General features: G+C 43.0%; 25 protein-coding genes and 1 tRNA gene. 20 read left to right on the forward strand and 6 right to left on the reverse strand.

Features of this window, described 5'->3' with window-relative positions; genetic code table 11:
* Positions 1-18: 18 nt before the first annotated feature.
* The gene (locus JXL83_07325) at positions 19-1,962 is read right to left on the reverse strand and encodes a hypothetical protein (protein MBN2363927.1); all 1,944 of its coding nucleotides are present in this window, start codon (positions 1,960-1,962) and stop codon (positions 19-21) included.
* Positions 1,963-2,151: 189 nt separating this feature from the next.
* Between JXL83_07325 and era the strand changes: the two genes are divergently transcribed.
* The 12 genes from era to JXL83_07385 all read left to right on the forward strand — a co-directional run bounded on the left by era (position 2,152) and on the right by JXL83_07385 (position 10,293).
* Positions 2,152-3,039 carry a GTPase Era gene (gene era, locus JXL83_07330; GenBank protein MBN2363928.1) on the forward strand — a complete coding sequence of 296 codons (888 nt, stop codon included), beginning with the start codon at positions 2,152-2,154 and terminating at the stop codon, positions 3,037-3,039.
* Between the two features lie 9 nt (positions 3,040-3,048).
* A complete protein-coding gene (locus tag JXL83_07335; protein ID MBN2363929.1) occupies positions 3,049-3,258 on the forward strand; it encodes a hypothetical protein in 210 nt (69 codons plus the stop codon).
* Between the two features lie 22 nt (positions 3,259-3,280).
* Positions 3,281-3,730 (forward strand): DUF192 domain-containing protein, encoded by a 450-nt coding sequence (locus JXL83_07340; protein MBN2363930.1) that lies wholly within the window; start codon positions 3,281-3,283, stop codon positions 3,728-3,730.
* A gap of 9 nt (positions 3,731-3,739) precedes the next feature.
* Entirely contained in the window at positions 3,740-4,594 is an 855-nt protein-coding gene (locus JXL83_07345) for a hypothetical protein (protein ID MBN2363931.1), read from the forward strand.
* Between the two features lie 13 nt (positions 4,595-4,607).
* On the forward strand, positions 4,608-4,955 hold the full coding sequence (locus JXL83_07350; protein MBN2363932.1) for a cupin domain-containing protein: 348 nt from the start codon (positions 4,608-4,610) through the stop codon (positions 4,953-4,955).
* On the forward strand, positions 4,952-5,497 hold the full coding sequence (locus JXL83_07355; GenBank protein MBN2363933.1) for an S-layer homology domain-containing protein: 546 nt from the start codon (positions 4,952-4,954) through the stop codon (positions 5,495-5,497). Before JXL83_07350 ends, JXL83_07355 begins: the two co-directional genes overlap by 4 nt.
* Before the next feature lie 8 nt (positions 5,498-5,505).
* Positions 5,506-6,804: a DUF512 domain-containing protein gene (locus JXL83_07360; protein ID MBN2363934.1), complete on the forward strand. Its 1,299-nt coding sequence runs from the start codon at positions 5,506-5,508 to the stop codon at positions 6,802-6,804.
* Positions 6,785-8,098: a ribosome biogenesis GTPase Der gene (gene der / locus JXL83_07365; protein ID MBN2363935.1), complete on the forward strand. Its 1,314-nt coding sequence runs from the start codon at positions 6,785-6,787 to the stop codon at positions 8,096-8,098. The genes JXL83_07360 and der overlap by 20 nt, the downstream gene beginning before the upstream one ends.
* Entirely contained in the window at positions 8,095-8,739 is a 645-nt protein-coding gene (gene plsY, locus JXL83_07370) for a glycerol-3-phosphate 1-O-acyltransferase PlsY (GenBank protein MBN2363936.1), read from the forward strand. Before der ends, plsY begins: the two co-directional genes overlap by 4 nt.
* On the forward strand, positions 8,721-9,725 hold the full coding sequence (locus JXL83_07375) for an NAD(P)-dependent glycerol-3-phosphate dehydrogenase (GenBank protein MBN2363937.1): 1,005 nt from the start codon (positions 8,721-8,723) through the stop codon (positions 9,723-9,725). The genes plsY and JXL83_07375 overlap by 19 nt, the downstream gene beginning before the upstream one ends.
* Positions 9,722-10,183, forward strand: a complete 462-nt coding sequence (locus JXL83_07380; GenBank protein MBN2363938.1) for a MerR family transcriptional regulator — start codon at positions 9,722-9,724, stop codon at positions 10,181-10,183. Before JXL83_07375 ends, JXL83_07380 begins: the two co-directional genes overlap by 4 nt.
* A 34-nt stretch (positions 10,184-10,217) precedes the next feature.
* Positions 10,218-10,293 (forward strand) — tRNA-Pro (locus JXL83_07385).
* A 40-nt stretch (positions 10,294-10,333) separates the two neighbouring features.
* Here JXL83_07385 and priA read toward each other — a convergent pair.
* Genes priA through JXL83_07400 form a run of 3 tightly spaced genes read right to left on the reverse strand, consistent with a single transcriptional unit; the run spans position 10,334 to position 14,940 of the window.
* Positions 10,334-12,688 (reverse strand): primosomal protein N', encoded by a 2,355-nt coding sequence (priA, locus tag JXL83_07390; GenBank protein MBN2363939.1) that lies wholly within the window; start codon positions 12,686-12,688, stop codon positions 10,334-10,336.
* Complete coding sequence (locus tag JXL83_07395) at positions 12,669-14,432, reverse strand: hypothetical protein (protein MBN2363940.1); 1,764 nt, start codon at positions 14,430-14,432, stop codon at positions 12,669-12,671. Before JXL83_07395 ends, priA begins: the two co-directional genes overlap by 20 nt.
* Positions 14,410-14,940 (reverse strand): NUDIX hydrolase, encoded by a 531-nt coding sequence (locus JXL83_07400; GenBank protein ID MBN2363941.1) that lies wholly within the window; start codon positions 14,938-14,940, stop codon positions 14,410-14,412. Before JXL83_07400 ends, JXL83_07395 begins: the two co-directional genes overlap by 23 nt.
* A gap of 112 nt (positions 14,941-15,052) precedes the next feature.
* Between JXL83_07400 and JXL83_07405 the strand changes: the two genes are divergently transcribed.
* The 3 genes from JXL83_07405 to JXL83_07415 all read left to right on the forward strand — a co-directional run bounded on the left by JXL83_07405 (position 15,053) and on the right by JXL83_07415 (position 18,676).
* Positions 15,053-15,457 carry a VOC family protein gene (locus JXL83_07405; protein MBN2363942.1) on the forward strand — a complete coding sequence of 135 codons (405 nt, stop codon included), beginning with the start codon at positions 15,053-15,055 and terminating at the stop codon, positions 15,455-15,457.
* A 64-nt stretch (positions 15,458-15,521) separates the two neighbouring features.
* The gene (locus JXL83_07410; protein MBN2363943.1) at positions 15,522-17,459 is read left to right on the forward strand and encodes a lamin tail domain-containing protein; all 1,938 of its coding nucleotides are present in this window, start codon (positions 15,522-15,524) and stop codon (positions 17,457-17,459) included.
* Positions 17,460-17,473: 14 nt separating this feature from the next.
* Positions 17,474-18,676, forward strand: coding sequence for a lamin tail domain-containing protein (locus JXL83_07415; protein ID MBN2363944.1), 1,203 nt, complete (start codon positions 17,474-17,476; stop codon positions 18,674-18,676).
* Positions 18,677-18,682: 6 nt separating this feature from the next.
* Here JXL83_07415 and cadA read toward each other — a convergent pair whose 3' ends face one another.
* Complete coding sequence (cadA, locus tag JXL83_07420; protein ID MBN2363945.1) at positions 18,683-20,914, reverse strand: cadmium-translocating P-type ATPase; 2,232 nt, start codon at positions 20,912-20,914, stop codon at positions 18,683-18,685.
* A gap of 39 nt (positions 20,915-20,953) precedes the next feature.
* Entirely contained in the window at positions 20,954-21,226 is a 273-nt protein-coding gene (locus tag JXL83_07425; protein MBN2363946.1) for a metal-sensing transcriptional repressor, read from the reverse strand.
* A gap of 149 nt (positions 21,227-21,375) precedes the next feature.
* Here JXL83_07425 and JXL83_07430 point away from each other — a divergent pair, with 149 nt between their 5' ends.
* From JXL83_07430 to JXL83_07450, 5 genes are read left to right on the forward strand one after another with little or no spacing between them, the layout of a single operon-like run.
* Complete coding sequence (locus tag JXL83_07430; GenBank protein MBN2363947.1) at positions 21,376-21,936, forward strand: manganese efflux pump; 561 nt, start codon at positions 21,376-21,378, stop codon at positions 21,934-21,936.
* 28 nt (positions 21,937-21,964) lie between these two features.
* Entirely contained in the window at positions 21,965-22,624 is a 660-nt protein-coding gene (locus JXL83_07435; protein ID MBN2363948.1) for a hypothetical protein, read from the forward strand.
* Positions 22,625-22,633: 9 nt separating this feature from the next.
* A complete protein-coding gene (locus JXL83_07440) occupies positions 22,634-23,131 on the forward strand; it encodes a ferritin (GenBank protein MBN2363949.1) in 498 nt (165 codons plus the stop codon).
* Positions 23,132-24,214, forward strand: coding sequence for an FAD-binding protein (locus tag JXL83_07445; protein MBN2363950.1), 1,083 nt, complete (start codon positions 23,132-23,134; stop codon positions 24,212-24,214). It abuts the gene before it with no gap.
* A 40-nt stretch (positions 24,215-24,254) separates the two neighbouring features.
* A complete protein-coding gene (locus JXL83_07450; GenBank protein ID MBN2363951.1) occupies positions 24,255-25,289 on the forward strand; it encodes a hypothetical protein in 1,035 nt (344 codons plus the stop codon).
* Positions 25,290-25,296: the final 7 nt, after the last annotated feature.

Genomic DNA, 25,296 nt, shown 5'->3' on the forward strand with positions numbered 1-25,296 from the left:
ATCGAGCTCTTATTTAATTTATCTATTCCTGTCCGAATTCCTGTCTGTGCTCTGCCTCCTGTTGTTTTCCTCGCGGTCGTTCTGCGGAGGGCGCTGGTTTTGCGGAGGATTGTTGTTCCTAGTGTCGTTGTTTGTTTCAGGCCTGGTGTTGTTGTTTGTCGGCGGTGTGTAGTTTCTCTGATTGTCGTTGGACTCGTTTCTCTGGTTGTTGTTGGTCGGAGGATTGTTGTTCCTGGTGTCGTTGTTTGTTTCAGGCCTGGTGTTGTTGTTTGTCGGCGGTGTGTAGTTTCTCTGATCGTCGTTGGACTCGTTACTCTGGTTGTTGTTCGTCGGAGGATTGTTGTTCCTTGTGTTGTTGGTTTCAGGTCTCGTGTTATTATTTGTCGGAGGGTTGTTGTTCCTTGTGTCGCTGTTGGTTTCAGGTCTGGTGTTGCTGTTTGTCGGAGGATTTGTTCTCGTCGTCGGCTGTGTCGCAGTGACGCGCGAGTTGTTTTCCTGTGGAGGAGTTCTCGTCGTTATGTCTCCCTGTCTGGGTGGTCTCATATCGGAGTTTACCGTTGGTGTTCTTTCGTTGACGGGACGGGAAGAAGTCAGAGATCCGTTGTTTCTTGCAGTGAGATCGTTGCCTGATCTCGTATTTAGAGTCGGACTGCGGTCGTTCGGATTGGCAGGTGACCTGTTTTCTATATTCTCTCTGACCGGTTCCAACTGTCTGCTGGAAATCTCGGGAATTTCTCTGACTGGAGTATTTGGGTTTACACTCGTCAAACGATCGTCCAGGGATGGATTTCTGCTTGAAATATCGGGACCTTCAGGCGATCTGACCATGCTTCCGCTGCTTATATCGGGGAAGTCAACAGGATCGTATGTTCGCGTCGGCTTGTCGCCGACAAAACCGTACAGAGGATCGTGGTATCTGTATCTCGGCCTGTAGAATGATTCATGAGAGACGCAAATCCACCAGTGGTCGTAATACCAAGGGTACCAATAATAATAAGGATAAGGATACCATGCTATCCAGCCGGGTCCCCACCACCAGACCACTCTCGCAGGATACCATCTTGCGCCGGGAACCCAAATCCATCCCCAGCTGTTGGAATAAACCCAATAGCCGTAATGATAGGTCCACCAGCCCCAGGGTTCATAGGAAACCCAGGTCCAACCCCAGGCTGACGTCCAGACCCATTCACCGTCGTAATAAGGCTTCCAGTTCACATGAGCAGGTTTGGGTTTCCAGCAATAACCGTGAGAAGAAACGTATATCCAGGTGCCGTTTTCATCCAGTGTCTGAGAACTGTTCTCTATGTTTTTGGGGACGTAAGCCCTACTGGGAGAACTCGCTGTTTCGTAAGTAGAGGATTTGTAAGGCAGAGAAGTTATTGATGAATTCTGAGGGACCGGTTTGGTCACGATTGAACCGATTCCAGTGGAATTTATGGTGACGCAATCACCGGCTTCGAGGAGTTTTTCCTCTCTTTTCGTCTTGTAAGCGCCCGAACCTTTGATCACTTCGGCTTCAATTTCACCTGCACTGTTGACATTGGCGCGAATCACACCGGAAGGAAACGAAGTTATTATTCCAACATCGGTTTCAAGATCGAGGTAACTTTTTGAGCTTTCGTCGGATGAAGAGAACATCTCAAATTCACCGAAATTTGCGTAAACTCTCGTCGAAAGAGAATTGTCGTCTTCGCTTTGACCTGTGTGAATTATCAAACAGGAAGAATTTTCACCAATTCGTATAGTCGAACCGTCTTCGATGTCTATTTCGAGGTATCCGCTTTTCACATAAATTGAATCGCCGGATTCGACCGGAAGATTGACTATGCCGTATTCGGGATTGTCCGAATACGACTTCAATATTATCACTTCACCTGAAACCACGCTCATTCTCGCCGGTAATTGTCCGGAAATAAGTAAGGTTGGTAACAGGCATAAAATAATCGCAGAGAATATCTTCATTTGTCCTCCTTTTATCATCTGTCAAAATTATATGCAATAAATATGCCTTAATGAAATAAATGATATAAGCCACGATATAAAGAATGAAATATATGTAATTCCATTTTTTGTTGAATTTTGAGTAATGATAGAAGCACAAAATATGTGCGACACCTTGACAATGGACATCATATCTTGAGAAGATAAAGCATGGATGAAAAATTCAAAAGCGGATACGTGGGTATTTTCGGTCTTCCAAACGCGGGTAAATCAACTCTGCTCAATAATCTTATAGATTTTGAGCTTTCTCCTGTGTCGAAAAAACCTCAGATGACCAGAAACCGGATACTCGGTATTTTAAACGGAAATTCCTATCAGATCATTTTTGTTGATACACCGGGTTTTCTGGAGCCCAGATATAAACTGCAAGAACGCATGTCTGAAGAGATAAACAAAACGGTAAAAGATTGCGATGCGGCTCTTTATATCACGGATCCCGTAATGCCTGCCGAAAAAGATGTTGACCTGGCATTGTCCCTCAAAGTTCCAGTGATTTTGTGCGTCAATAAAACTGACAAAGTGAAAGACAAAAGAGAGCTTCTCCCTGTCATTGACGAGTGGAGGAAAAAAAGAGATTTCAGCGACATAATTCTAATATCGGCTTTGAAGGGTGAAAATACAGGAAAAATACATGAGTCTGTTTTAAAACTTTTGCCCCCGGGACCGAAGTATTTTGACGATGATGCAATAACGGACAAACCCGAAAGATTTTACACGGCGGAGATTATTAGAGAAACTTGCTTTGGTCTGTACGAAAAAGAAATACCTTATTCAATATCAGTAGTCGTCGAAGATTTCAAAGAAAGAACAGGCGGCAAGAAACATTACGTAAAAGCATCTCTTTATGTTGAGAGAAAATCTCAAAAAGGTATTGTGATAGGACAAGACGGCAAAATGATAAAAAAACTCGGAACACTGTCGAGAGAAAAAATTAAATCATTTCTCGGTCAGGATGTTTTTCTCGATTTAAGCGTAAAATTGATGAAGAACTGGAAAGACGATTCTGATAAAATTTCCAAGCTCGGATACAATAATTAGGAGGCTCCGTTGGATAAAATCCTGATCGGCGAGATATTGATCGATCAAGGTCACATAGACAGTGAAACTCTGAAAGAGGCGCTTCAAATCCAAAAAGATAAAAAGAAGAACGGAGAAGAAAAGAAGTTGGGAGAAATACTTATAGACCAGGGCTGGATAGAAGAAGGCATTCTGTTCGACGCTCTGTTCACTCAGAGTAAAAAGAAAAATGAAAATTGAAATTGTGCCGGTTTTTTCGGCAATGTTGATCCTGTGTATCGGCTGCAGTGAAAACGATCGGACTTTATCTTCCGAGAGCGATTACTCGCCTGAATATTACGGATACTCGCCTGATTTCGATGATGCGGTCGCCGTCATAAACGGAGAAACCCTTTTCATAGAAATCGCGGACGACGACAATGAGAGATCTTTGGGTCTTATGTTCAGGGATTCCCTCGAGGGTGATGCAGGTATGCTCTTTGTATTCGAAGAACCTCAAAAATTGAATTTTTGGATGAAGAACACTTCTCTGGAACTCGATATAGCCTTTGCCGATTCTCAATTCATAATAAGGGAAATAAAGCCTCTGGAGCCCTATTCTGTAGAAAACATTTTTTCCGGTTTCGACGCCCAATATGCTCTCGAAGTCAACAGAGGCTGGTTTTCGTCAAAAAATGTTTCTTTGGGTGATAAGATTCAAATAATCAAATAGGAGGTTTTTATGCGCCGAGTAATCATACTGATTCTGGTTTTTGGATTTGCCGTTTCTTTTTTTTCATGTTCGAAAAAAACGACATCTCCCGTGGAGGAACCTAAAAGATGGGAGCCGACGGATCCCGCACAGGGAGGATCAGGTCTGCAGATATATTACCTGATGGGTTTTTTCCCGGATGATTATCCCGGCCTTCCGTTTCAACTGCCGTTAGACGGTTTTTTGAGAACCGCTTTTGCCAAAGTCATGAGAGGAAATTCCGACGTCACCGGGCTTCATATATATTTCAAGGAGCAGGGCGGAGATTCGGCTTTTCTTAAGTGCTTCACAGATCTCGACAGTTTTTATTTTCCTACTATGGCATTGCCGTATTATCCTTTTGAAATTCTTTATCCTTTCCAGATAGGCAAGACTTATTCAATTAAATTCAAAACAAACGAGGGAGAGGCAAACGGAAGTGTTGTTATGCCTTACATTGACATGACCTATCCTTCAGCTTCAGACACTGTCATTTCTTTATCCAGTATAAACAGCGCAGGCTACCTCAGGCTCAGATGGTCAACGAATTACGGATCCGTTTCAACAAATCCGGCACTAGCGCTCATTCAGATAACCGGATCTTCAATCTTCGGACCTGTACCTGTACCGCTGCCGCATGCAGTGAATCAAATTGATATACCCGCAACATTCTTCAACGCGGGCAACATGACTGTCTATATTCAGGCGTTGAACCTGGACACTGTCAGCGGCAATATCCTTCTCTATGACACCATAATTTTACCTGGTAACATAGACACGATTATAGGCAATTACTGTTTCCCGGCGGCAACTTATGTCAGTTACAGAAAAATAAGAATAAACTGAACGGAGTACATCTATGATAAAAATAATAGCCGAAAACGAAGCGATAAAATCCGTCATGAACGAAGGGGAGATAAAAGGATTGACAAAGAATCTTTTAATTGGCTCCAGGGAGGGAAACCCGTCGATGGCTCTCAGAGTCATGGAACTCGAAGAAGGGGGATACACTCCATTCCACGAACATCAGTGGGAGCACATCAACTACGTACTCGACGGTGAAGGGATCATTAAGACTGAACAGGGCGATAAAAAGCTCCAGAAGGGTTCAGCTGTGCTTGTTCCTGCAGGAGAAAAACATCAGTATCTCAATGGAGGAAAAGAAAAATTTCGATTTATATGCCTGGTGCCGGTGGAAAGGGAATGAAGAAAGGCTTATTTCCGCTTGTTTCAGCGCTGATCCTCTCATCATGTTCGTCCCCGAGCGAATTCAGGAGTTTGAAAACAATCAAGCTTATGCCGGAAATAATAAGAGTTTCGTCTCCGGATACTTTTTTGATGCAGGCGGAAGCCGTTTCGAGAGGAGAGCTCGCATACATTCTTGAGACGAGAATTTCCTCTCGCGGTCTGCTTGAGCTTTTTGCCGTAAAAAGTTACACCCCCTCCGTGGACATCTCGGCGCATTGGGCAGGTGAATTCATTGAAAAAGTCACAGAAAGAAACATAATGTCCGCTTTTCCGGACGGAGGATTTTATCCGGATGATCCGGTAAAGGAATTTCAGCTCGCGATTATTCTCTACAGAATGTTTATAGGGGTCGCCTCACCCGGTTACAAGAGTGACGTTTACAACGAAAGCTGGGATTGGGCTAAGGAGAACGGCTTTGTTACGGGAGACAGGAATGATTATGTCTCCGGCTCCCAGGCCATGGAAAGCGTAAAAAGATTCTGCGACTATCTCGCCAATTGAATGATAAAATGCCTGTAAAAGTCGTAAAAATCCACAAGAAAGGACTTTTCCGGGATTTGGGAATCCGGACCGGGGACGAAATAATTTCAGTGAACGGCAACGAAATCAGTGATTACTTTGATCTGTCTTTCTGGTCGTCGTCATATAAAGGTAAAATAATCTGGAAGAACGAAGGCGTTCGTAGAATCGCTGATCTTAGTGAATTCAAGCAAACTCACCTCGGTGTCGACATTGAACCTTTTAAATACAAAATGTGCGCAAACAGATGCGCATTTTGTTTTGTAGACCAAAACCCGAAAAATTCGAGGGTAACTCTGAATTTCAAAGACGACGACTACAGGCTTTCTTTTCTCGGCGGAGCATACATAACAGGGACCAATCTCACTGAAAGCGAAATTATAAAGATTACAAAAATGAGGCTTTCTCCCATATACATCAGCGTCCACGCGAGCGATGCTGAAATCAGAGGAAAAATGTTCGGCAGAGACCGCCCCGCGCCTGTTATGCCGTTGCTGAAAAGACTTGTAAACTCAGGAATCGCCGTACATACACAGGTTGTCGTCGTGCCTGGTATAAACGACGGAAAAATTCTGGAAAAAACGCTCTCTGATCTCACCGGTTTGAAAGTCAGGTCGGTCGCTCTTGTTCCCGTTGGTTTGACAAAACACAGAAAGAACCTTGCGCCCCTGAAAGAAGTTTCAGCTGAAGCGGCGCGTGGGATAATAAATCTCGCATCTTCAAGCACGGTGCAAAAATTAAAATTTTCGACTCCGGTGTACTGCACGGATCAGATGTTTTTGACTGCAAAACTTGACGTTCCGGAAAGATGTTATTACGGGGATTACCCGCAGCTCGAGAACGGTGTCGGCGGTATCAGGCTTTTCCTGGAAAGCATTAAAAAGATAGGAAAAATCAAAATAAATTTTCCGCTTTTCATAATGACCGGAGAGGCTATGCACCCTTTCGTTCAAAGACTGGCTGATAAGATATCGACGGGCAGATTAAAAGCGATGGCTGTTCCTGTCGCAAACGCGTATTTCGGAAAGAAAGTGAATACCGCCGGGCTTATCTCGGGAAATGATTTTTTAAAAGCCGCCGCCAAATTGGATGACGGCCTGATCACTCTGCCTTGCAGATCTATAAATCACGACGGTTATTTTATAGACGACCTGAAACCCGTTGACATAACATCCGCAACGGGAAGAAATGTTTTAATTTGCCCGGAGAAACCGGGTATTTTTTTCAACAAACTTGATAAATTGACCAAAGCGAGTATAAAATCAAAGCATGCCAAAACCTTTAATTAGCATAATAGGAAGACAGAACGTCGGAAAATCCACATTGTTCAACAGACTGTTGGGCAAGAGAAAAGCGATCGTCGACGATAAGCCTGGTGTGACCAGGGATTTCAATTACGGAGACGTCGATTGGTGCGGTGAGATGTACAGTTTCGTAGACACCGGAGGATTGTTCGGCTTCGATGCTAAAGCCGGAATAATGGAAGAAATTTCAGGCATATTGTTGAATCTTCTCGCAAGATCAGCCGCCGCGTTGTTTCTCGTTGACGGAAAAGCGGGATTGAACCCCGGAGACAGTGTGATAGCAGACATTCTCCGGAAATCAGGAGTAAAGGTAATTCTTGTCGTGAACAAAGCCGACAATCCGTCTTATATTGGCATGGATTTCCCTTTCTTTGAACTCGGATTAGGTGAACCTTTGACTATTTCGGCGGGACAGGGAATCGGTATAGGTGAACTTCTCGACGCCGTAAAAGATGCGGTTGCAGGAACAAAGATTGATGAAAATAATAAATCACTGAAAATAATAATTGCAGGCAGACCGAACGTAGGCAAATCGTCCATTATGAACGCGATTCTGAATAAGAAAAGATCAATAGTGCATAACGAACCGGGAACGACAAGAGATCCCGTCAGTGAAGACATAAAATACCACGGACTCGATTTCCAGATTGTCGACACGGCCGGATTCAGAAGAATGGCGAGAATAGAAAGTTCGATAGAGTATTACAGCATAAAAAGAGCTTGGGACGAATATAAAGAAAGCAGTATAACGCTTGTAGTTGCAGACGCAAGCCAGGGTTTTGTCAGAGGAGACTGGAGAGTGTTAAAGGAGGTCGAACACTCTGCGGGCGGTTTGATAGTCTGCCTGAACAAAATAGATTTAGTTGATCCTGAACTGCGTGATTCTCTGCTGAAAAACGTCAGAACCGCTTTAAAAGCGAGATCTTATATTCCGGTTCTCCTTGTGTCTGCTCTCAGGAAAACGGGGATATCGAGGCTGGTAAAGAAGATATACGATGTTTACCTCACCGGCACTGCCGAAGTGGACAAATTGAAATTGGAAGAAACTCTTCAGAATTCAGTTCTCCTTCACCATCCTCCTCTCATAGGGACGAAGAGGGTGAATATAAATTCTTTCGAATTGGTTCACAAACTGCCGCACATAATAGTTGCTCACACTAATCTTCCGGAAGGCCTGACTGAACCTTATCTTAAATATTTGGAAAAATCGGCGCGATCCGCTTTCGATTTCGAGGGCGTCATGCTAAGGATTAAACCCGTTAAAAAAGCGAAAAAATGATCTTTTTGATTTTATTCGCCACAGTATCTTTTTTTATTGGCGGAGTTCCGACGGGGCTTTTAATATCCAGGCTTTACGGCAAAGATCCTCGCAAAGAGGGCAGTAAAAACATCGGAGCGACAAACGTACTCAGGACAGTTGGTCCTGTGCCTGGTCTTATTACTTTTGTTCTCGATATCCTTAAAGGTTTTTTACCCGTTCTCGCGGCGAAAATCGTCTCAGGGATGATTTTTCCCCGGGGATCGTTCCTTGCTGAGTTCACTCCGGCGATAACAGCTCTGACGGCTGTTTTGGGTCATATATTTTCTCCGTATTTAAAATTCAGAGGAGGAAAAGGCGTGGCTACAGGGTTAGGTACGATCATAGTTTTAACCCCGCTTCTTTCCGTCGTGTGTTTTTGTATTTTTGCTCTGCTCATGGCTGTATTCAGAATTGTTTCGGTGGGTTCGATTATTTCAGCCCTGTCTTACGCCGTTCTTCTCACGGCAATTAAATATTTTGCCCTACCGTACGATTTGTCGGAGGGAGAACTTTATTACGGATTGGCAGTCGCTTTTTTCGTAGTAATAACTCACAGAAAAAACATATCGAGGCTTTTTAAGGGTCAGGAGAAAAAAATAAATTGGAAAAAGAACCGGTAAAAATAATCGGTGCGGGGAACTGGGGGACAACTCTGGCAATTTATCTTTCAAAACTCGGTGTAAAATCATATCTTTTTGAACCGGTAAAAGAGCGAAGAATTGAGCTGAGAGAGAAAAGAGAAAACGTCCTGTTCCTGCCAGGTTTCAAGTTCGACGAATCAGTCAAGATAATAGATTCTCCGGTTGATGAAGGCGAAGACGCAAAATTCGTTTTTTTGACTGTCCCTTCGAAATTTTTTAAAGAGACCGTCGAATCCGTTTCACCCCTCAAAAGCTCCGGTGCTTGTGTAATCAATTTCACTAAAGGTTTGGGAGAGGACGGTATAACGCTTCTCAGCGATGTAATGAAATCATTTTTTCCTGAAAACAATATCGCCGTAGTCTCGGGTCCGACAATAGCGAGCGAAATCGCTGCAGGATTGCCTGCTTCGTGTGTCGCCGCTTCGACTAATCCATCTCTCGCCACCGAAATACAGAAAGTACTTTCTTCGAAGAGATTTAGAATATATACATCAGACGACGTAAAGGGAGTTGAACTCGGAGGAGCCCTGAAAAACATAATAGCTCTTGCGGCGGGTATTCTCGACGGGATGGAACTTGGCACAAACGCAAAAGCTGCTCTGATGACGAGAGGCCAATACGAAATTGAAAAACTTGGAACAGCGCTGGGAGCACGAAAAGAGACTTTTTCGGGACTTTCCGGATTCGGGGATCTGATTACCACGTGTTTTTCAGGACACAGCAGAAACAGACTTTTGGGAGAGAGGTTGGGGAGAGGAGAAAGTCTCTCTGACATTCAAAAAGACATGATTATGGTCGCCGAAGGAGAGAGAACCGCGAGAATAGCCAAAATGATTTCGTTGAAACTCGGAATAGAAATGCCGATTACGTCAATAGTCGTTGCAATTCTCGATGGGAAAATAAGACCCTTGGAAGCGATTGACAGACTTATGGAGAGAGACTTGAAACCGGAGATAATTGTTTGAAAAAATTTTTCTCTCAAAAAAGAGTTTATTATTCTATAGGCGAAGTGTCGGAAAAAGCCGCGGTCAATCCTTATGTTCTGAGGTTCTGGGAAGAGAAATTTTCTTTTTTCCTTCGTCCTAAAAAAGATAAATCGGGCAGAAGAAGATACACGCCGGACGATCTGGATGTTGTCCTGGTAATAGTTGATCTTCTCTACAGCAGAAAGTACACTATTGAAGGAGCGATTCAGGAACTCGAAACCAGATTTTCAACCAAAGCCAGGGTGGCGAAGCTGTCTTCCGCCCAGAAGACAAAACTTGTTATAAAAGAAGTGCGAAAATCACTCAGGGAATTGAGGGCTGAACTCAAAAAATCCGGCTTTTACTCTGTTTCAGAAACACGCGAGGACGGAAAAATAGTAAAAATAAGAGAACTCGATTCCGTTCAGCTCAATTTATTTTCCGACGACATTCCTTGACAAGAAAACTGTTATTATCTATATTGATAGGAATCGGGGCGTAGCGCAGTCCGGCTTAGCGCACTTGAATGGGGTTCAAGGGGTCGGAGGTTCGAATCCTCTCGCCCCGATTTTAACTAGCTTTATGAATATTCCGGGTGAAAATGTATGTCAAAGCATCCTTAACGGATCGATGTCTAAATAAATTCTGGCTTTCGTTTTCAGTCTCCAAATACCGGAATTCATTATCCTTTCTCCCAGCAATATATTTTTTGGAGCTTTTACAAGAAGATGCCATCTGTAGTTACTGCGGATTTTTTCAAGAGGACAAGGCGCCGGTCCAAGAATCTCAATGTTTTTAATGGATTTTTCAAGTGTTGTTTTGACGATTTTTACCGCTTTCTCGGTATCTGAGCTATTTGTTGAAGACGTCACAATCCTCGCCAGTCTGGAAAAAGGAGGATAGCGTACTTCTTCCCGAAGTTTCAGTTCTTTTGCCATGAAGCCGTCGTAATCGTGATTTTTGGCATAAACGAGAACCGGATCTGAAGGATTGCTGGTCTGTATCAGCACTTTACTTTCCTGGCCGACCCTTCCAGCTCTTCCGGCTGTCTGGACAATGAGCTGAAACGCGTTCTCGGAAGCTCTGAAGTCCGGAAAAGAAAGGGCGCTGTCTGCGTCTATTATACCGACAAGAGACACTCCGGGAAAATCGAGACCTTTGGATATCATCTGTGTGCCGACCAAAACAGGATATTTACCAGAGTGAAAATCTTTGAAAAAAGTATCGTGACCGTGTTTGGTTTTTTTCAAAACGTCTGTGTCGAGTCTCAGAATCTCTCTGCCGGGGATCGCTCTTTTAAGCTCTTTTTCGATTTTTTCCGTGCCGGCTCCATGCAGATGGAGTTTTCCGTACGAGCATGATGGGCAACTTTCAGGTAATTTTTTTTCTTTGCCGCAGTAATGGCAGATGAGCTTACCCGCATTTTCATGAAAAGTCATGGATACGTTGCAACACTGACAGTTTATGACAGCTGAGCAGGCAGGGCAAATGACGTAATTAGAGTGACCTCTCCTGTTGATGAATAAAATTGCCTGCTGATTGTTTGCGTAATTTGATGCCAGTTCTTTTTTTAATTCTTCGGATATCACATTGTTTCGAGATTTGGAAACAGGGACAAGTGTGCAGACAGGCATTTTTGTGTCAGAAATTCGTTTAGTTAAACTAAGCAATCTGTATTTTCCTCTTTTCGCGTTGAAAATAGTTTCCGCCGAAGGTGTAGCACTTCCGAGAATCACAGGTATTTTCCGTTTTTTACCTTTCCAGACTGCGATGTCTCTGGCAGAATAAAAAGGACCGGAATCCTCCTCTTTGTAATGCGGCGAATGTTCTTCGTCCACCACAATAATTCCGGTGTTTTTCAAAGGCAGAAATATGGCGGATCTGGTTCCCACGAGGACCGAACAATTGCCGTCTCTTGCTTTTCGGAAGGCGTCAAATCTCTTTTTCGGAGTCATCATGCTGTGATAGGACAGGATTTTTTCAGACGGGAAAATTTTTGAAAAAAAACGCAGAGTTTGCGGAATCAGCGCGATCTCAGGAACGAGATAAAGAGCCGAACTTCCTTTCTCGACTGCTTTTTCAATGCAGCGGGAGTACACGAATGTTTTACCGCTTCCTGTGACGCCGTGAAGCAGGAATGTTTCGTCACAGCCGTTTGTAATTGAATCAGCGCATGATTTCTGATCCGGTGTCAATTCAATGCTTTCCCGGATGAGAGTTTGATTTACTCTTGAGGTTCGAAGGACTTTTTTTCTGACAAGACGTGATAGAGCCGGAACTGTTCTCTCTCCGAAGTTTCCTTCGAGTTTGGACAGTTCGCAGTTGTCTCCGCACGAAAGTATGAAATCAAAGACAGTTTTATCGAAAGCGTCTTCGAATTTTGAGGGGGGTGTCAAAACAAAGACAGTTTTTTCAGGCAGATCGGAATCAGGCGAGGCGGGAATGTCGAGAGATGTTTCCAAAAAACCTCCGGAGATTGATTTTTTATACAATTCCGTGTTGTTCTCGGATTTTATTTTTTTCAAAAAATTGTCAAAATTCATTTTTTCTCTTTTTTTCAACTGAGCAAATGTTTTTGAGGCGTTTGAAAATAAAGCGGGTGCATCGGTTTTTAAGGACACGGTTTTTATTACGCAAGAGAAAAGTCCGGGAGGGAAAATTTTGAGAAGACAAGATTCAAGAGGGTATCCGTAATAAGATCTCATAAAATCAGCCAAGTACAAATTTTCTTCGTCTATAAAGCGTTCTTTTCCTATAAATCTCCCGATTCCGAGGATTTTTATGTCATCAGGCTTTTTAACTTCTCCGATGATACATCCTAAAGCTGTCCCGCTCCTGAGCGGTATTTCCACCAGTCTCCCGGAAATATCTTCTGTAAAGCAGTCGTTTTCAACTGAGTATGTCAGGACTAATTTTCTTTTTAAAACGAAAACGTCGACGTATTTAAGGGAACGCGAGGTCAAAATAGACTCCGATGGCTTTATTGTTTCCTGCAATATCGGCGAAAATTGAAAAATCAATGTTTCCGGTTTTTTTTCTCGCAATAATTCTCAGGGCTTCTCCTTTTCCGTTTGCGTTCAAAAACCCGTAGGAACCGGGATTCTGAGGCTGGTAAATGTATATCACCGAAGCGAAAGACGGAGTGGAATATGATGAGGCAGACAGGATAAAATTCCACCCGAAAGCCGGAAAATTGTGCTTAACAGAAATAGCTTCTCCCGTTTCACTGAAAGCGCTGTCCGATGCCGAGGTCAGATAATACGCAAGGGATGATTCTTTGAAATCGAGAGAAACCGAATAAGTTTCTTTTTTCGGACGAATCCCCGGAAATCCGCTGTATTTTCCGTTAAGAAATCTATGATCCGCCGAAACAGTAAGAAACAGTTCTCCGGTGATTTTCTTTTCAATATCGACGTCAAAATCACCTCTGTATTTTTTTTCTACACTGTCGGCTCGGATTTCCTGAAAATAACTGAAAGAAAATGTCGTTTTAACTATGGGAGATGGTAAAACGAGAGATGAAATTATTCCCTGTTCGTTGTTTGCTCCCAATTCTGAAGGTGGGTCAGAAAAAAAGCAGATGAAATTTTCGGCGTACCTTAAAAGTGATAATTGGACTCTGGCTTTTCCTATGTAGCTTGAAAAAGCGAAATAAGCGCCGAAATCTCCCGGTTGGGAAAATGATAATTCGGCAAAAAACCTCGACTTTTCGAAGGTTTTATTGAGAATACACTCGATCGCCCAATATTCCTTTTGGTCTGAAAAGTTTTCGAATCTGACGGGGGATTTAAAGCGAGTAAAAGTTCCCGCTACAGTTGCCGTGTTTTCATAGGAGACCGCGAAGTCGGCTTCTGAAGTCCAGAAATTCCGTTTTCTGTTTTTCTGAGTCCGGGTGACGTGATATCCTTCATCGTGCAGACTCAAAACCGTGCCATTGGAATCCAGAGTCGCGTCGTAAAATCTTAATGCAGTCAAACAGGCGAACGAAAATTTTCCGGTTTCGTATTGTACTGAAAATCCGTGTGGTATGCCGCTTTCAATGTTGCCTGAGTAAGGTGAAATTCTGTAAGGATTCGAAGGCATAATTACAGTGCCGAAGCCTGATCCGCCGAAAACAAGTCCTGTTCCAACCCAAATTTTCTGAGTTCCGGCAACGGCGACAATATTTTTACCTGTATAAAGAATGTTTACGTTCAAAAAGTCAGGATAACCGGTTTCGCCGGCGTCGAGACCGGCCGAAGCTGAAAAAACCTGTTTTCCACGCGAGACTTTGAAATAGTTTGAAATTCCAAAGGGCTGAGCCCTGTAGAGACTGTCGTCGTAGTCTTTGTAAACAATCGAATTTCCGATACTTATCTCAACAGGCGTGACCGCTTTTGGTAAATGTTCAACGATCATAAATTCTCTGAGAAAAGTCATTTGTTCGGGAGAAAAACCCCCTGTAAGCAAAGCCTGATCGACGGAAGAATACGGTCTGTTGTCAATTATAAGCTTGGCTTTTTCTCTGTCCATGTAAGGAAGATAAAGCAGACTTTCTTCCGGCGAGGAATTTACATTGATTTTGTTTGTTCCCAGTTCTTCGAGAACGTTCTGAAAGAAGTTTTCTTCGTGGCTAAAAGTTATGTCGTCAGCAAAAACCGAAACTGCTGAAAATAAAGACAACAGAAAAATGATTTCGGGTATTTCAGCCAATTTTTTCAAGAGCAATGATGAGTCCTATGATTGTCTTGGAGTCTTTAATGAGCCCTTCTTTGAGACACGAGGCGATATCGGAGAACGTGAAAATCTTTTTTTCTATGTTTTCATCGGGATCGGGATCGAGTGACGAATCGGGTGAAAGTTCGCGGGACATGAAGACAAAAACCTCTTCGTTTGAAAATCCCGGAGTAGTGAAAAAACGGCAAAGCAGTTCCAGTTTTTCCGGTCTGTATCCTGTTTCTTCGATGAGCTCTCTCTCGGCGGTTTCTTCGGGTTTTTCATCTTCTTCCATTATCCCTGCCGGTATTTCCCATAAAAATTCGCCGGTAGCGTATCTGAATTGCTTTACTAGAAGAACGCCATCATCGAAAACCGGCACAACGGCGACAGCCGGCATGTGGAGCGCTATTTCTCTTGAAGCTGTCATGGATTCTGAAATTTCAACCAAGTCTTTTTTTACCGTGATTATTTTGCCTTCGAATATAGTTTCAGATTTTATCAACTTTTCAATTTTCATCGGTGCCTCCGTCGGTTTTCAGGAAATTATATACCAACGGCAAAATTCTTGCCGGAAAAAATTTAAAAAATTTCCGTTTACTGTTTTAACTTTATTTGGTAGAAAAACCATTATGATTGCCCATGTTGCGGTTACGGTATCCTCTGCGGATAAAGCCAATGAGTTTTTCAAAGAAGTCCTTAATTGTAAATTCATGTACAGCTACGGTCTCGACGCGACTGCTTCCAACGCTCTTTTCGGCATCAATTTGCCTACACAGGTTTACATTTACATGTCCGAAGAAGACTGGATAGAAGTATTCGTCCAAACTGCCTACAAAAGAGCAAACGGGAATTTCGATCATGTTTGTTTTCGAACAGAGGACATACCTGGAGTGGTCGCGAGGGGTCAGAAACTCGGATATTCCTTCATAAGACACAGGACAACCAACAAAACAGTTTTGTTTGTAAAAGATAAAGACGGAAACCTCTACGAACTGAAAAAAACCGCATCTGACGAAAAAAGCCCGTTAAGTTAATTTATTTTTAACAATTTTATTATTCAATTTTTATAGTTCAATCGGACTTTCAAAAGGAGGCTGTATGAAAATTCTGTCGTTTTTGATCTTCTTCATGACAGCGTTGTGTTTGAATTCGCAGGTTCCGGATGTATTAATAAATGAATTCGCTCCAAAAGGCACTGAATGGGTCGAACTCTACAACACTACATCAGACCCGATAGATTTGACAGGTTGGAAATTGACTTCTGCAGTTGACGGGGATTCTTTCATGATAACCGGCACAATTGGCGCCAATTCTCTGTTTTTATGCAGTATATCGACAGCCATAATGGACAATGACGGGGATTCGGTCTTTCTTTATAAACCCGGAGATACTCTGGTGGATCATGTCGCTTTCGGAGACGTTGGACCGGCGCCTGTTTCAATAACAACATGGTCAACGGCAAGAATAACTGACGGTTATTGGTCGGGAAGCATGGCGCGGGATTTCAACATCGACGCCACGCCGACTCCTAACGCGCCGAATGACGCGAAACCAGCCCCGCTCGACGGCTATCTTATTATTAATGAAATAGATCCCTTTCCAACTGCGGGCAACGATTCAATCGAGCTCCTCAACCTTTCTTTCACCGATACAATAAATACCTCGGGCTGGGTGATATCTGACGGTGATGAAGTCGACACGCTCTTCGAGCACATAATTCCTCCGAGGTCGTTTCTCGTAATTGATGAAGCCGAATTCGGATTCGATTTCGCCGCTCAAGATGTTTGCTATCTTTTTTCGCCCGACACTTCGAGGCGGGATCAACTCGGTTGGGCAGGTGAGTATAACGATTTTTCAATCCAGAGAATACCGAACGGCGGCGGACCAAATGACGGTTACAACTGGGCATCATCTGGAGGCGGCACTTTCATTTTCGACACGACGGCCACTTGGGGTGCTCCGAACGGTTTCACAACCATCACTTTGGATTTCCCCGCTGGAGGCGAAACTCTGTATTCAGGCGACACAGTTTCAATTTCGTGGACGGGTAATGCAATGGCTTACGATCTGTTTATAAGTTACGACGGCGGATTTAACTGGGAAATGGCAGGAGATTCGGTACTTTCATCTCCGCTTTTGTTTGAAATACCAAGAATCCCTTCGAATCAATGTCTTGTTTCCATTTTCAGCAATATAGACTATTTTTTTTCCGACACTACGGGCAGTTTTTTTTCGATTATAGACTCCCTCCCTTTCGGAGACACAATAGAGGTCTATTACGATTCATCGGCGGCGACAGACTACTATCACTGGACTACAGCTGACTGCGGATCAGGCATGAGACTGACTGCGCCCCTTCAAAGGGGGCCGTTCAGACTCATAGGTGCGAAATACATGCTTTCCGACGCTTCTGTCGGAAATAACATTTTCGACTGCAAAGTATTCCGGTGGGCAGGAACCGAACCGGGAACCGAAGAATTTACTCAGAAAGACACTTTTCCTGTTCTCGGAACACCCCAATGGTATACAGTCGATGTAACTCATCAGGGAGTTACCCTGGAAACCGGTGAAGATTTCGTAGTCTGCATATTCTACGACGGAGTAAACCAGCCGGGTTGGGGATTTTACACCCAGACCAATGACAGAGCATGGGATTACGACGCTGGATGGTCTTTGTGGCCTTCTGAAATGTACTGCATTAGGGCTCTTCTCGCGGATATGAATGGCGTCGTTGAGGAGATAGGGGAGGGAATTGAAATCGATTTACCAAAATTATTCTTTTCTGAAGCACTTTTCGGCAACGGAACTTATATTTCGTACGCTTTGCCTGTTTCAGGCAGGGTCGTCATAAAAATTTTCGACGTCACGGGCAGAGAAGTGAGAACACTTCTGGACAGGTTCGAAGAGCCTGGATTGAGGCACATTCCCTTCGACGGCAGGGACGAAGAAGGATATCTTTTGTCGAAAGGTGTGTATTTCTGCAGAATGGAAAGCCCATCGGGGAACATGTCCTGTAAAATATCAATTGTCGAATAAACACGGAGGAATATATGAAAATCATTAATTTCGCTTTTCTTATCCTTTTTGCGACTGTTATTTCGGCTCAGATTCCTCAGGTTGTAATAAACGAGTTCGCTGCCAAAGCCAATCCGGAATGGATTGAAATTTACAATACAACCTCTTCGCCCATAGATCTTTCCGGTTGGTGTTTGATAAACACTCCGAACGACACTACTTTTCTTTCAGGAACGCTGGCCGGAAATGCTTATATGCTCGTTACACTTTCTTCATCTCAACTAAGTAACGACGGAGATATTATATCGCTTGCAAATTCTGCAGGAGACACTGTTGACTACGCAGGATACGGGACGAGAGGTCCTGCTCCTGTCGGTATATACAATTCAAACAATCCCGCCTTCAGCACTGCAAGAATAACTGACGGCTGTTACACTTCTCCAAACAACGGCCGAGATTTCAACATAGACGGAACTCCGACACCGGGAACGGCGAACGATGCTCATCCGGCGCCTCTGAATGCTCAGGTTTCAATAAACGAACTGGACCCTTATGGGGGGACTACTGTTTACGATTCTGTTGAATTGTTCAACTCTACCTCTTCCGACATAGATGTTGGCGGCTGGTTTATCTCCGACGGAGACGACTTTAAAGTTATTACAGGAACTCAGATAGTTCCCGCGAACGGATTTCTTGTTATAGACTCAAGCGATTTCAGCGGCGTCAATTTTACGAACGTCGATGTATGTTATCTCTTTATGGCCGACACGCAGAGAGTTGATCAACTTGGATGGTACAGCGATTCAAGCGAATATACATATCAACGTGTACCTGACGGCGGAGGTCCTCACGACGGATATAACTGGGTAACCTCGGGAGGCGGAACCACGCTTTTCGACAAGATAGAAACCTGGGGCGAAACGAACGGAACTGTTCACGTCGTCGAAGAAACACCTGATGCAGTATTTCCCGAAGGATACTTCCTTGCCTGCCCATCTCTTTCAGGAAGAGGCGGAATTGAAGTGTCTTTTATGGCTCCCGGAGATTTTACCCTCGGAGTGTATTCTCTGGACGGAAGACTTGTGAAAGAAATGTTTACCGGCAGAACCGAAAACCGATCATATTTAACATGGGATTTAAGCGACAGTGAAGGCAGACCGGTATCACAGGGTCATTACATTTTGATGTTGTCCGACGACGATCAAAGAATATCTATTAAACTCGAAGTTATATACTGATTAAAATCAAGGGGCGTTATAAAAACGCCCCTTGTAAAATTTCATAGAAAGTGAATTCATAACAACGCTGACAGACGAAAATGACATGGCCAGGGCTGCAAAAACAGGATTTAAAAGCCAGCCGGTCAGCCAGTAAAAAGCTCCCGCGGCAAGAGGAATACCGAGCAGATTGTAGAAAAAAGCCCAGAAAAGATTCTGTTTTATCTTTTTCATTGTAAATCTCGAAATATCCAGTGCCGTTATAACATCTCTCAGATCGTCTTTGACGAGAATTATATCGCCCGTTTCTATGGCTATATCTGTTCCGCCGCCGAGAGCGATACCTATATCGGCGGTAGCCAGCGCCGGGGCATCGTTAATTCCGTCTCCGACCATTGCGATTTTTTTTCCCGAACGTTTTATCTCTTCAATTTTTTTGGATTTTTCATTTGGCAGAACTTCGGCGAGAACATTTTCAATTCCGGTTTTTTCAGCGATTGAAGATGCCACCCTAAAACTGTCACCCGTTATCATGGACACCTTTATTCCTCTGGTTTTTATTATTTTTACAACTTCAGCCGCTTCTTCTCGCACCGGATCGGAAAAAGTGAATATCGAAGCAGGTTTGCCGGACACCGACAACAGAACTACCGTCGCGTTTCCCGCTGAATCCAGCGTTTCTTTGATCCCTGTGACATCTGTTCCTGACAGCTCATGAAATTTCGGTGTGCCTATGAGTATGTCAGATCCGCCTATGACTCCTCCGATGCCTTTGCCGGGTGAAATGACAATTTTTTCGACTTCTTTAAACTCTGCATTTTTTTCAACAGCATAAACCGCCAAAGCTTTCGCAACGGGATGTTCTGATTTGGTTTCCAGTGAAAGCGCATACGAAAGTATTTCTTTCTCGTTAAAGTCACCCAACAAGGTGATGTCGCTCAAGGTAATTCTGCCTTCAGTAAGAGTTCCTGTTTTGTCGAACACGATTTCTTCGACCTTGAAAGCTTCTTCGAGAGCCTCGCTTTTTTTTATGAGAATGTTTCTTTTCGCGGCTAAACCCATCCCCATCATCACAGCAGTAGGAGTCGCAAGTCCCAGCGAACAGGGACAGGCGATAATCAGGATTGAAACGAACGAAGTCAGAGCGAATACAAACGGTTTTCCCAAAATCATCCAGACCGCAAATGAAACAACAGCAATAATAAGCACTGCCGGTACAAAGTAAAACGATATTCTGTCGGCGAGCAACTGAACGGGTGCTTTTGTGTTAAGGGCTTGATAAACGGTTTTAATTATCTGAGCGAGAACAGTTTCTGAACTCGATTTAGTGGCGGTGAATTTAATGAAACCGTTTAAGTTGACAGTGCCCCCGATAACTTTGTCTCCAACATTTTTTTCAATCGGAACACTCTCTCCTGTAATTGCCTTTTCGTCTACGTACGAGCTTCCAAACACTGTTTCGCCGTCAATAGGAATGGTTGTTCCTGGCCTTACCACGACGATGTCGCCCGGTTTTATCGAAAATGTATCAATCTCGATTTCGACGCCGTCTTTTTCTATGAAAGCTTTTTTCGGCTGAAGATCTACTAGTTTTCTCACTGCGTCGTGTGTTTTTTTCTTCGCGAGGCTTTCGAGATATTTGCCGAGAGAAATGAAAACAAGAATAAAAGCGGCGCTTTCGAAATATAGATGATTCATGTGGTTTCCGGAATCTGTCAAAGAATGCAATGAAATGGCTACAGAATAGAAATAGGCTGCCAAAGTACCGATTTCAACAAGAGAATCCATGTTCGGATTCCTCATCAAAAGCTTTTTTATTCCCGATGCGTATATATTCCAGTTTACAGCCATTATCGCAGTTGTCACGGCGAATTGAAAAATAGCGTTGAACACAGTGTTTATTCTGGGAACATAAAGACCTGCCATAGGACCCATGGCAAGATACAAAACAGGCAATGCGAGTATTAACGAAGCGATAAATCTTATAAAGAGTTTTTTTACATCGTCGCTATGCGACTGGTTTGAAAAGGGATAAGCGGATAAACCGTTTGTTTTCAACGCCTTATACCCGAGCGAGTTTATTGACAGGATTATATCGTTCTCAGAAAGAAAGACGGGATCGAATTCAAAAAAACCTGTTTCGGTGGCAAGGTTAACGGCGACAGTGTTTATTCCTTTTTTGGAAGCAATGAATTTTTCAACGCCGGCGGCGCATGAAGCGCATGTCATTCCGGAAATTCTTAAAGTAGTACTTTGCATTATATTTTCCTTTTAAAAGCAGATTTCCTGTTTAAAATTTCAACGGTTGAAAAGTTTTGAGACAGCGAGAACCTCTTCTATCATTTTATTTTTTGTTTTGGTGCTTCCTGAATCAAAAGCCCTGCCGAAGCATTTTTTAAGGTGACGACGAAGCATCATTTCGTGAGAAGATCTCAGCAGTCCTATGACTGCCAGGTTCTGCTGCATAACTGAAATGCATTCTTTGTCGTTTTCGACCATTTCTATTATTTTTTCAACGTGACTGCGGGCTTTTTTCAAATTCAGCAGTATATTATTTTTATCTTCTTTCATTAACACCTCCACCTATGGTATAGGATAATATAATAATTATTGTGTCGCTCGTCAAGATTAATCAGAACAGAAAATGAAATTCATTTATTGTCTGATATGTCGATTCTTTGTATAATTCTGTGAAAAATTTCACTAAAAAGGCGATAATTCTGAATTTAATTACATTGCTGGCCCTGTCAGTAGCGCTCGCTTCCGACGCATTCGCGGTTTCTGTCGTTACCGGATTTTCTCATAAAAATTCCGGAAGAACTATGGCTCTTATATTGGCCTTTTATTTCGGACTTTTTCAGACTCTGATGCCGGTGGCGGGGTGGATAACGGGCAAATACCTGTTGAATTTATTTTCAAATATTGATCACTGGATCGCTTTTGTATTGCTTTTTGCAGTTGGAGTAAAAATGATCTGGGGTGCGTTCAAAAAAAATGAAAAAAATCCCGAAACTCTGAAAAAAGGATACATCATTTTACTCGCTTTAGCTACAAGCATAGATGCTTTCGCCGTAGGATTGACTTTCGAATTCCTCCTGAAAGGCATAATATTATCAATCACTGTGATCGGCGCAATTACAGCCCTTTTGACATATTGCGGTTTTTTTCTTGGAAAAAAATTCGGTGAATTCGTTGGAAGAAAAGCGGAAATATTCGGAGGTTTGATTTTAATTGCAATAGGTGTAAAAATAGTTGTTGAGCATCTTTTAAACGAAGGATGAATTGTTTATGAAATCAGACAGAATATTAATGTCAGGCCTGTTTATTTTGGCAATGTTCCCCGCGATCAGTTATTCTCTTCATCCGGAAGAAAAGGCGTTGCTTTCTTCATGGGAGGAATATCAGAAAAGCAATCCCAAAACAGTTGTGTTCGAAAAAGTTTCGGAAATGACCTATGAGTTCAAAACCGAATTGTTCCCTTTCGATGGAATCGTTAAAGTACTTAACGTTGTCATTGACGAAGATATGCCATCAAACGAAGGATACAAGGTAGGATTCATCGAAACGGAGCTTGTCGGAGTCCCGGAAGATTTCTTTGAGAAGCATTATTACAGTTATTCAATATGGCAAAGAGACAACACCCTCTATTTCAGCGATGAAACAGACAGCTGGATCAGGTTAAGCGATCTGAGCGTTCAATGTAATTCGTGCGCTTATCCGGTTCAACCCCTGACGTCTTTTTTTTCTGTGCTTTCGGCCTTGTTTCCAGTGGTTGTAATGATCGGAATTCTATTGATTGTCTTTGTCTTATCCATGGTGATTCAAAAGAAAAACAGTAAATACATGGAATACGCGAGAAAAGCGACTCAAAGATCTCTCGAAATCGCCGAAAAATCGATTGTGTTGAACGAAGAAAACAATGTCATTCTCAAAGAAATTCTCGAAGAAATAAAAAAACAGGCAAAATGAGGAGGAAAAATGGGAGAGAAAGGAATTCAGATACTGAAGATCAACGTAGATCAGCTTTTGAAAATTCTTAACAAGGCATTTTCAGACGAATGGCTGGCGTATTATCAATACTGGATAGGTTCTAAAGTCGTGAAAGGTCCGATGAAAGAATCTGTCATAGCCGAACTCGTTCAGCATTCTGCGGACGAACTGCGCCACGCCGATATGCTCACTCTGAGAATTGTTCAATTGGGAGGAACTCCTGTTCTCAGGCCGGAAGACTGGTATAAAATGACAAATTGCGGATACGACGCTCCCGAAGACCCTTACGTGAAAAATATCCTTGAACAGAACGTCAAGGGCGAGCGCTGCGCGATAGATACTTATTCGGACATACTTGAGCTGACTAAAGACAAGGATCCGGTGACTTACAATATCATTCTGCAGATACTTCAGGATGAAATCGAACACGAAGAGGATCTTCAGGCTCTCTTGGAAGACTTTGAAATGATGATGAAGAAAAAGTAAATGCCTTTCGACATAGCCGTAATAGGAGGAGGTCCGGCGGGAGCGACCTTGGCGAGACTTGTTTCGAAAAAATTCAAAGTTCTCATCATGGACAAAAAAAATCTTGAATCCGGTTATCCGCAATGTTTATCCGAGGAAAAAAACTGCGGCGGCCTCCTGGCTCCTGACGCACAAAAAATGCTGGCTAAATTCGGATTGGGTCTTCCGAAAGATGTTCTCGTCGAACCCCAGCTTTTTTCAGTCAAAGCCATAGATATTAAAACCGGTTTGATGCGGCACTATCAAAGGCATTATATCAACATCGACAGATTAAAATTCGACAGATGGCTTTTATCGCTCGCTTCGGATTCGGTCGAATATGAAACAAGCGCTTTTTATCTCTCACACTCTGAAAATGACAGAGGTTGCGATATATTTTACAGAAAAAACGGAAATGTAAAGAAGGTCTTTGCGAAAATAGTCGTCGGTGCCGACGGGGCGTCCTCTTCAGTGAGAAGAAATACTTTTCCCGAAAAGAGGATTAGAAGATATTTATCGGTTCAGGAATGGCACGAAACCGGCGATACGACTCCGTATTTTTCTTCAATCTTCGACGGGGAGACGACTGATTTTTATTCATGGACTATTCCGAAAAACGGATCGTTGATTCTCGGCTCTGCTTTCTATGATCCCCGCGGAATATCGGAAAAATTTCTTTCTCTAAAGAAGAAACTTGTTGAATTCGGATTTACGTTCAAAAAAGATTTCAGAAATAAAGGGTGTTACCTTGAAAGGCCGGCAAGTATTTCAGAGCTCGCTTTTTCGAGAGGAAAAACGGCGATGATCGGTGAAGCTGGGGGCTTTATAAGTCCGAGCTCAGCCGAAGGATTGAGTTACGCGTTCTGGAGCGCCCTGAATTTGTCAAAGAGCCTGGAAGATGGAACAGAGAAGTTTTCCGCGAAGTACGCAAGGAATTCAAGAGGCATAGCCGCCAACATAGCCGGAAAAATACTTAAATCCCCTTTTATGTTCAATCCTTTCCTCAGGGAGACTATTATGAAATTAAAGTTGAACAGTGTTGAAGTTCTCGATGAAAATGTATGAATTTTGTTGGATATAAATCAAATTCAATGAAACAAAACTTATGACTGCTCAAAAAGAAATCGAAAAAAGCGTTCTGATACCCAGCGCAGCCTACACTGTGAGCAAAAATACCATTAATTCTGTTTCCTGGACTTTAAAAAAACCGTCCGCCGGAGATCTCGTATACTGCATTGTGGATAAAATCGGTCAGCACACTCAGATAGAAAACAAATCCGGAAGGATACACAGACTCAGGGAGGGGATGGAGATAGTCTGTGTTTTCGGGAACAGATACGCGGCTGATTATTACGAAGGGATAGTCCCTCTATCAATGCCTGAGAAAGCGAATGTTCTATCGAGATCGGGAATTATCGGATTAGTCAGAAAAAAGAGTTCCAAAGTGATTTTTCCCACGGATGTGAAATGTCTGGGTTATATCTCTGACAATTCGGGAAAAACTATAAATACAGCTGATTTCTCTCTAATAAATCCCAGATCCTGCGTCAAAAAATATCCGAGGGCTAAAATGATACTTGTATGCGGGTCTTCGATGAACTCGGGAAAAACTACGGCGGCGGCGGCGTGCTGTACGGCTCTTTCAAAATCCGGTAAAAACGTCAGGGCTTCAAAGATAACCGGAACTGCAGGGCTCAAAGATATTCTTCTTATGAACGATTCCGGAGCCAGGAGATTCGCGGATTTCAGTTTTCTCGGTTACCCATCCACTTATATGCTCGGCGAAGAAGAGCTTTTGAAAATTTTCAACTCCTTAGATTTGAAATACGCCAACAATAAGGAGAATTACTGGGTGGTTGAAACGGCAGACGGCATAATGCAGAGAGAGACCTCTATTCTTCTGCGTCATGAAACCGTCAGGGAAAGGATACACAGACTTATTTATTGCGCTCTCGATCCATTAGGCGTCCATGGAGGAATTGAAGTTATGGCTAAAGAATACGACCTAAAACCGGATTTAATATCGGGAGTGGTCTCCGGTTCTCCTGTTCACCTCGAGGAATGCGCTGAAATGACCCAAATACCTTTGGTGAACTCAATGTTATTCGATAATGCGTATCTTTTTGAACTCTTGAAATAAAGGAGAT

The sequence above is a fragment of the candidate division WOR-3 bacterium genome, assembly GCA_016934535.1.
In the GTDB taxonomy this organism is placed as follows: Bacteria; SDB-A; SDB-A; order SDB-A; family SDB-A; genus JAFGIG01.

Coding starts and splice junctions, on each gene's coding strand:
- JXL83_07325 (MBN2363927.1), bottom strand. CDS start 1,962: ATGAAGATATTCTCTGCGATTATTTTATGCCTGTTACCAACCTTACTT.
- era (MBN2363928.1), top strand. CDS start 2,152: ATGGATGAAAAATTCAAAAGCGGATACGTGGGTATTTTCGGTCTTCCA.
- JXL83_07340 (MBN2363930.1), top strand. CDS start 3,281: ATGTTGATCCTGTGTATCGGCTGCAGTGAAAACGATCGGACTTTATCT.
- JXL83_07345 (MBN2363931.1), top strand. CDS start 3,740: ATGCGCCGAGTAATCATACTGATTCTGGTTTTTGGATTTGCCGTTTCT.
- JXL83_07350 (MBN2363932.1), top strand. CDS start 4,608: ATGATAAAAATAATAGCCGAAAACGAAGCGATAAAATCCGTCATGAAC.
- JXL83_07355 (MBN2363933.1), top strand. CDS start 4,952: ATGAAGAAAGGCTTATTTCCGCTTGTTTCAGCGCTGATCCTCTCATCA.
- JXL83_07360 (MBN2363934.1), top strand. CDS start 5,506: ATGCCTGTAAAAGTCGTAAAAATCCACAAGAAAGGACTTTTCCGGGAT.
- der (MBN2363935.1), top strand. CDS start 6,785: ATGCCAAAACCTTTAATTAGCATAATAGGAAGACAGAACGTCGGAAAA.
- plsY (MBN2363936.1), top strand. CDS start 8,095: ATGATCTTTTTGATTTTATTCGCCACAGTATCTTTTTTTATTGGCGGA.
- JXL83_07400 (MBN2363941.1), bottom strand. CDS start 14,940: ATGAAAATTGAAAAGTTGATAAAATCTGAAACTATATTCGAAGGCAAA.
- JXL83_07405 (MBN2363942.1), top strand. CDS start 15,053: ATGATTGCCCATGTTGCGGTTACGGTATCCTCTGCGGATAAAGCCAAT.
- JXL83_07410 (MBN2363943.1), top strand. CDS start 15,522: ATGAAAATTCTGTCGTTTTTGATCTTCTTCATGACAGCGTTGTGTTTG.
- JXL83_07415 (MBN2363944.1), top strand. CDS start 17,474: ATGAAAATCATTAATTTCGCTTTTCTTATCCTTTTTGCGACTGTTATT.
- cadA (MBN2363945.1), bottom strand. CDS start 20,914: ATGCAAAGTACTACTTTAAGAATTTCCGGAATGACATGCGCTTCATGC.
- JXL83_07425 (MBN2363946.1), bottom strand. CDS start 21,226: ATGAAAGAAGATAAAAATAATATACTGCTGAATTTGAAAAAAGCCCGC.
- JXL83_07435 (MBN2363948.1), top strand. CDS start 21,965: ATGTCAGGCCTGTTTATTTTGGCAATGTTCCCCGCGATCAGTTATTCT.
- JXL83_07440 (MBN2363949.1), top strand. CDS start 22,634: ATGGGAGAGAAAGGAATTCAGATACTGAAGATCAACGTAGATCAGCTT.
- JXL83_07445 (MBN2363950.1), top strand. CDS start 23,132: ATGCCTTTCGACATAGCCGTAATAGGAGGAGGTCCGGCGGGAGCGACC.
- JXL83_07450 (MBN2363951.1), top strand. CDS start 24,255: ATGACTGCTCAAAAAGAAATCGAAAAAAGCGTTCTGATACCCAGCGCA.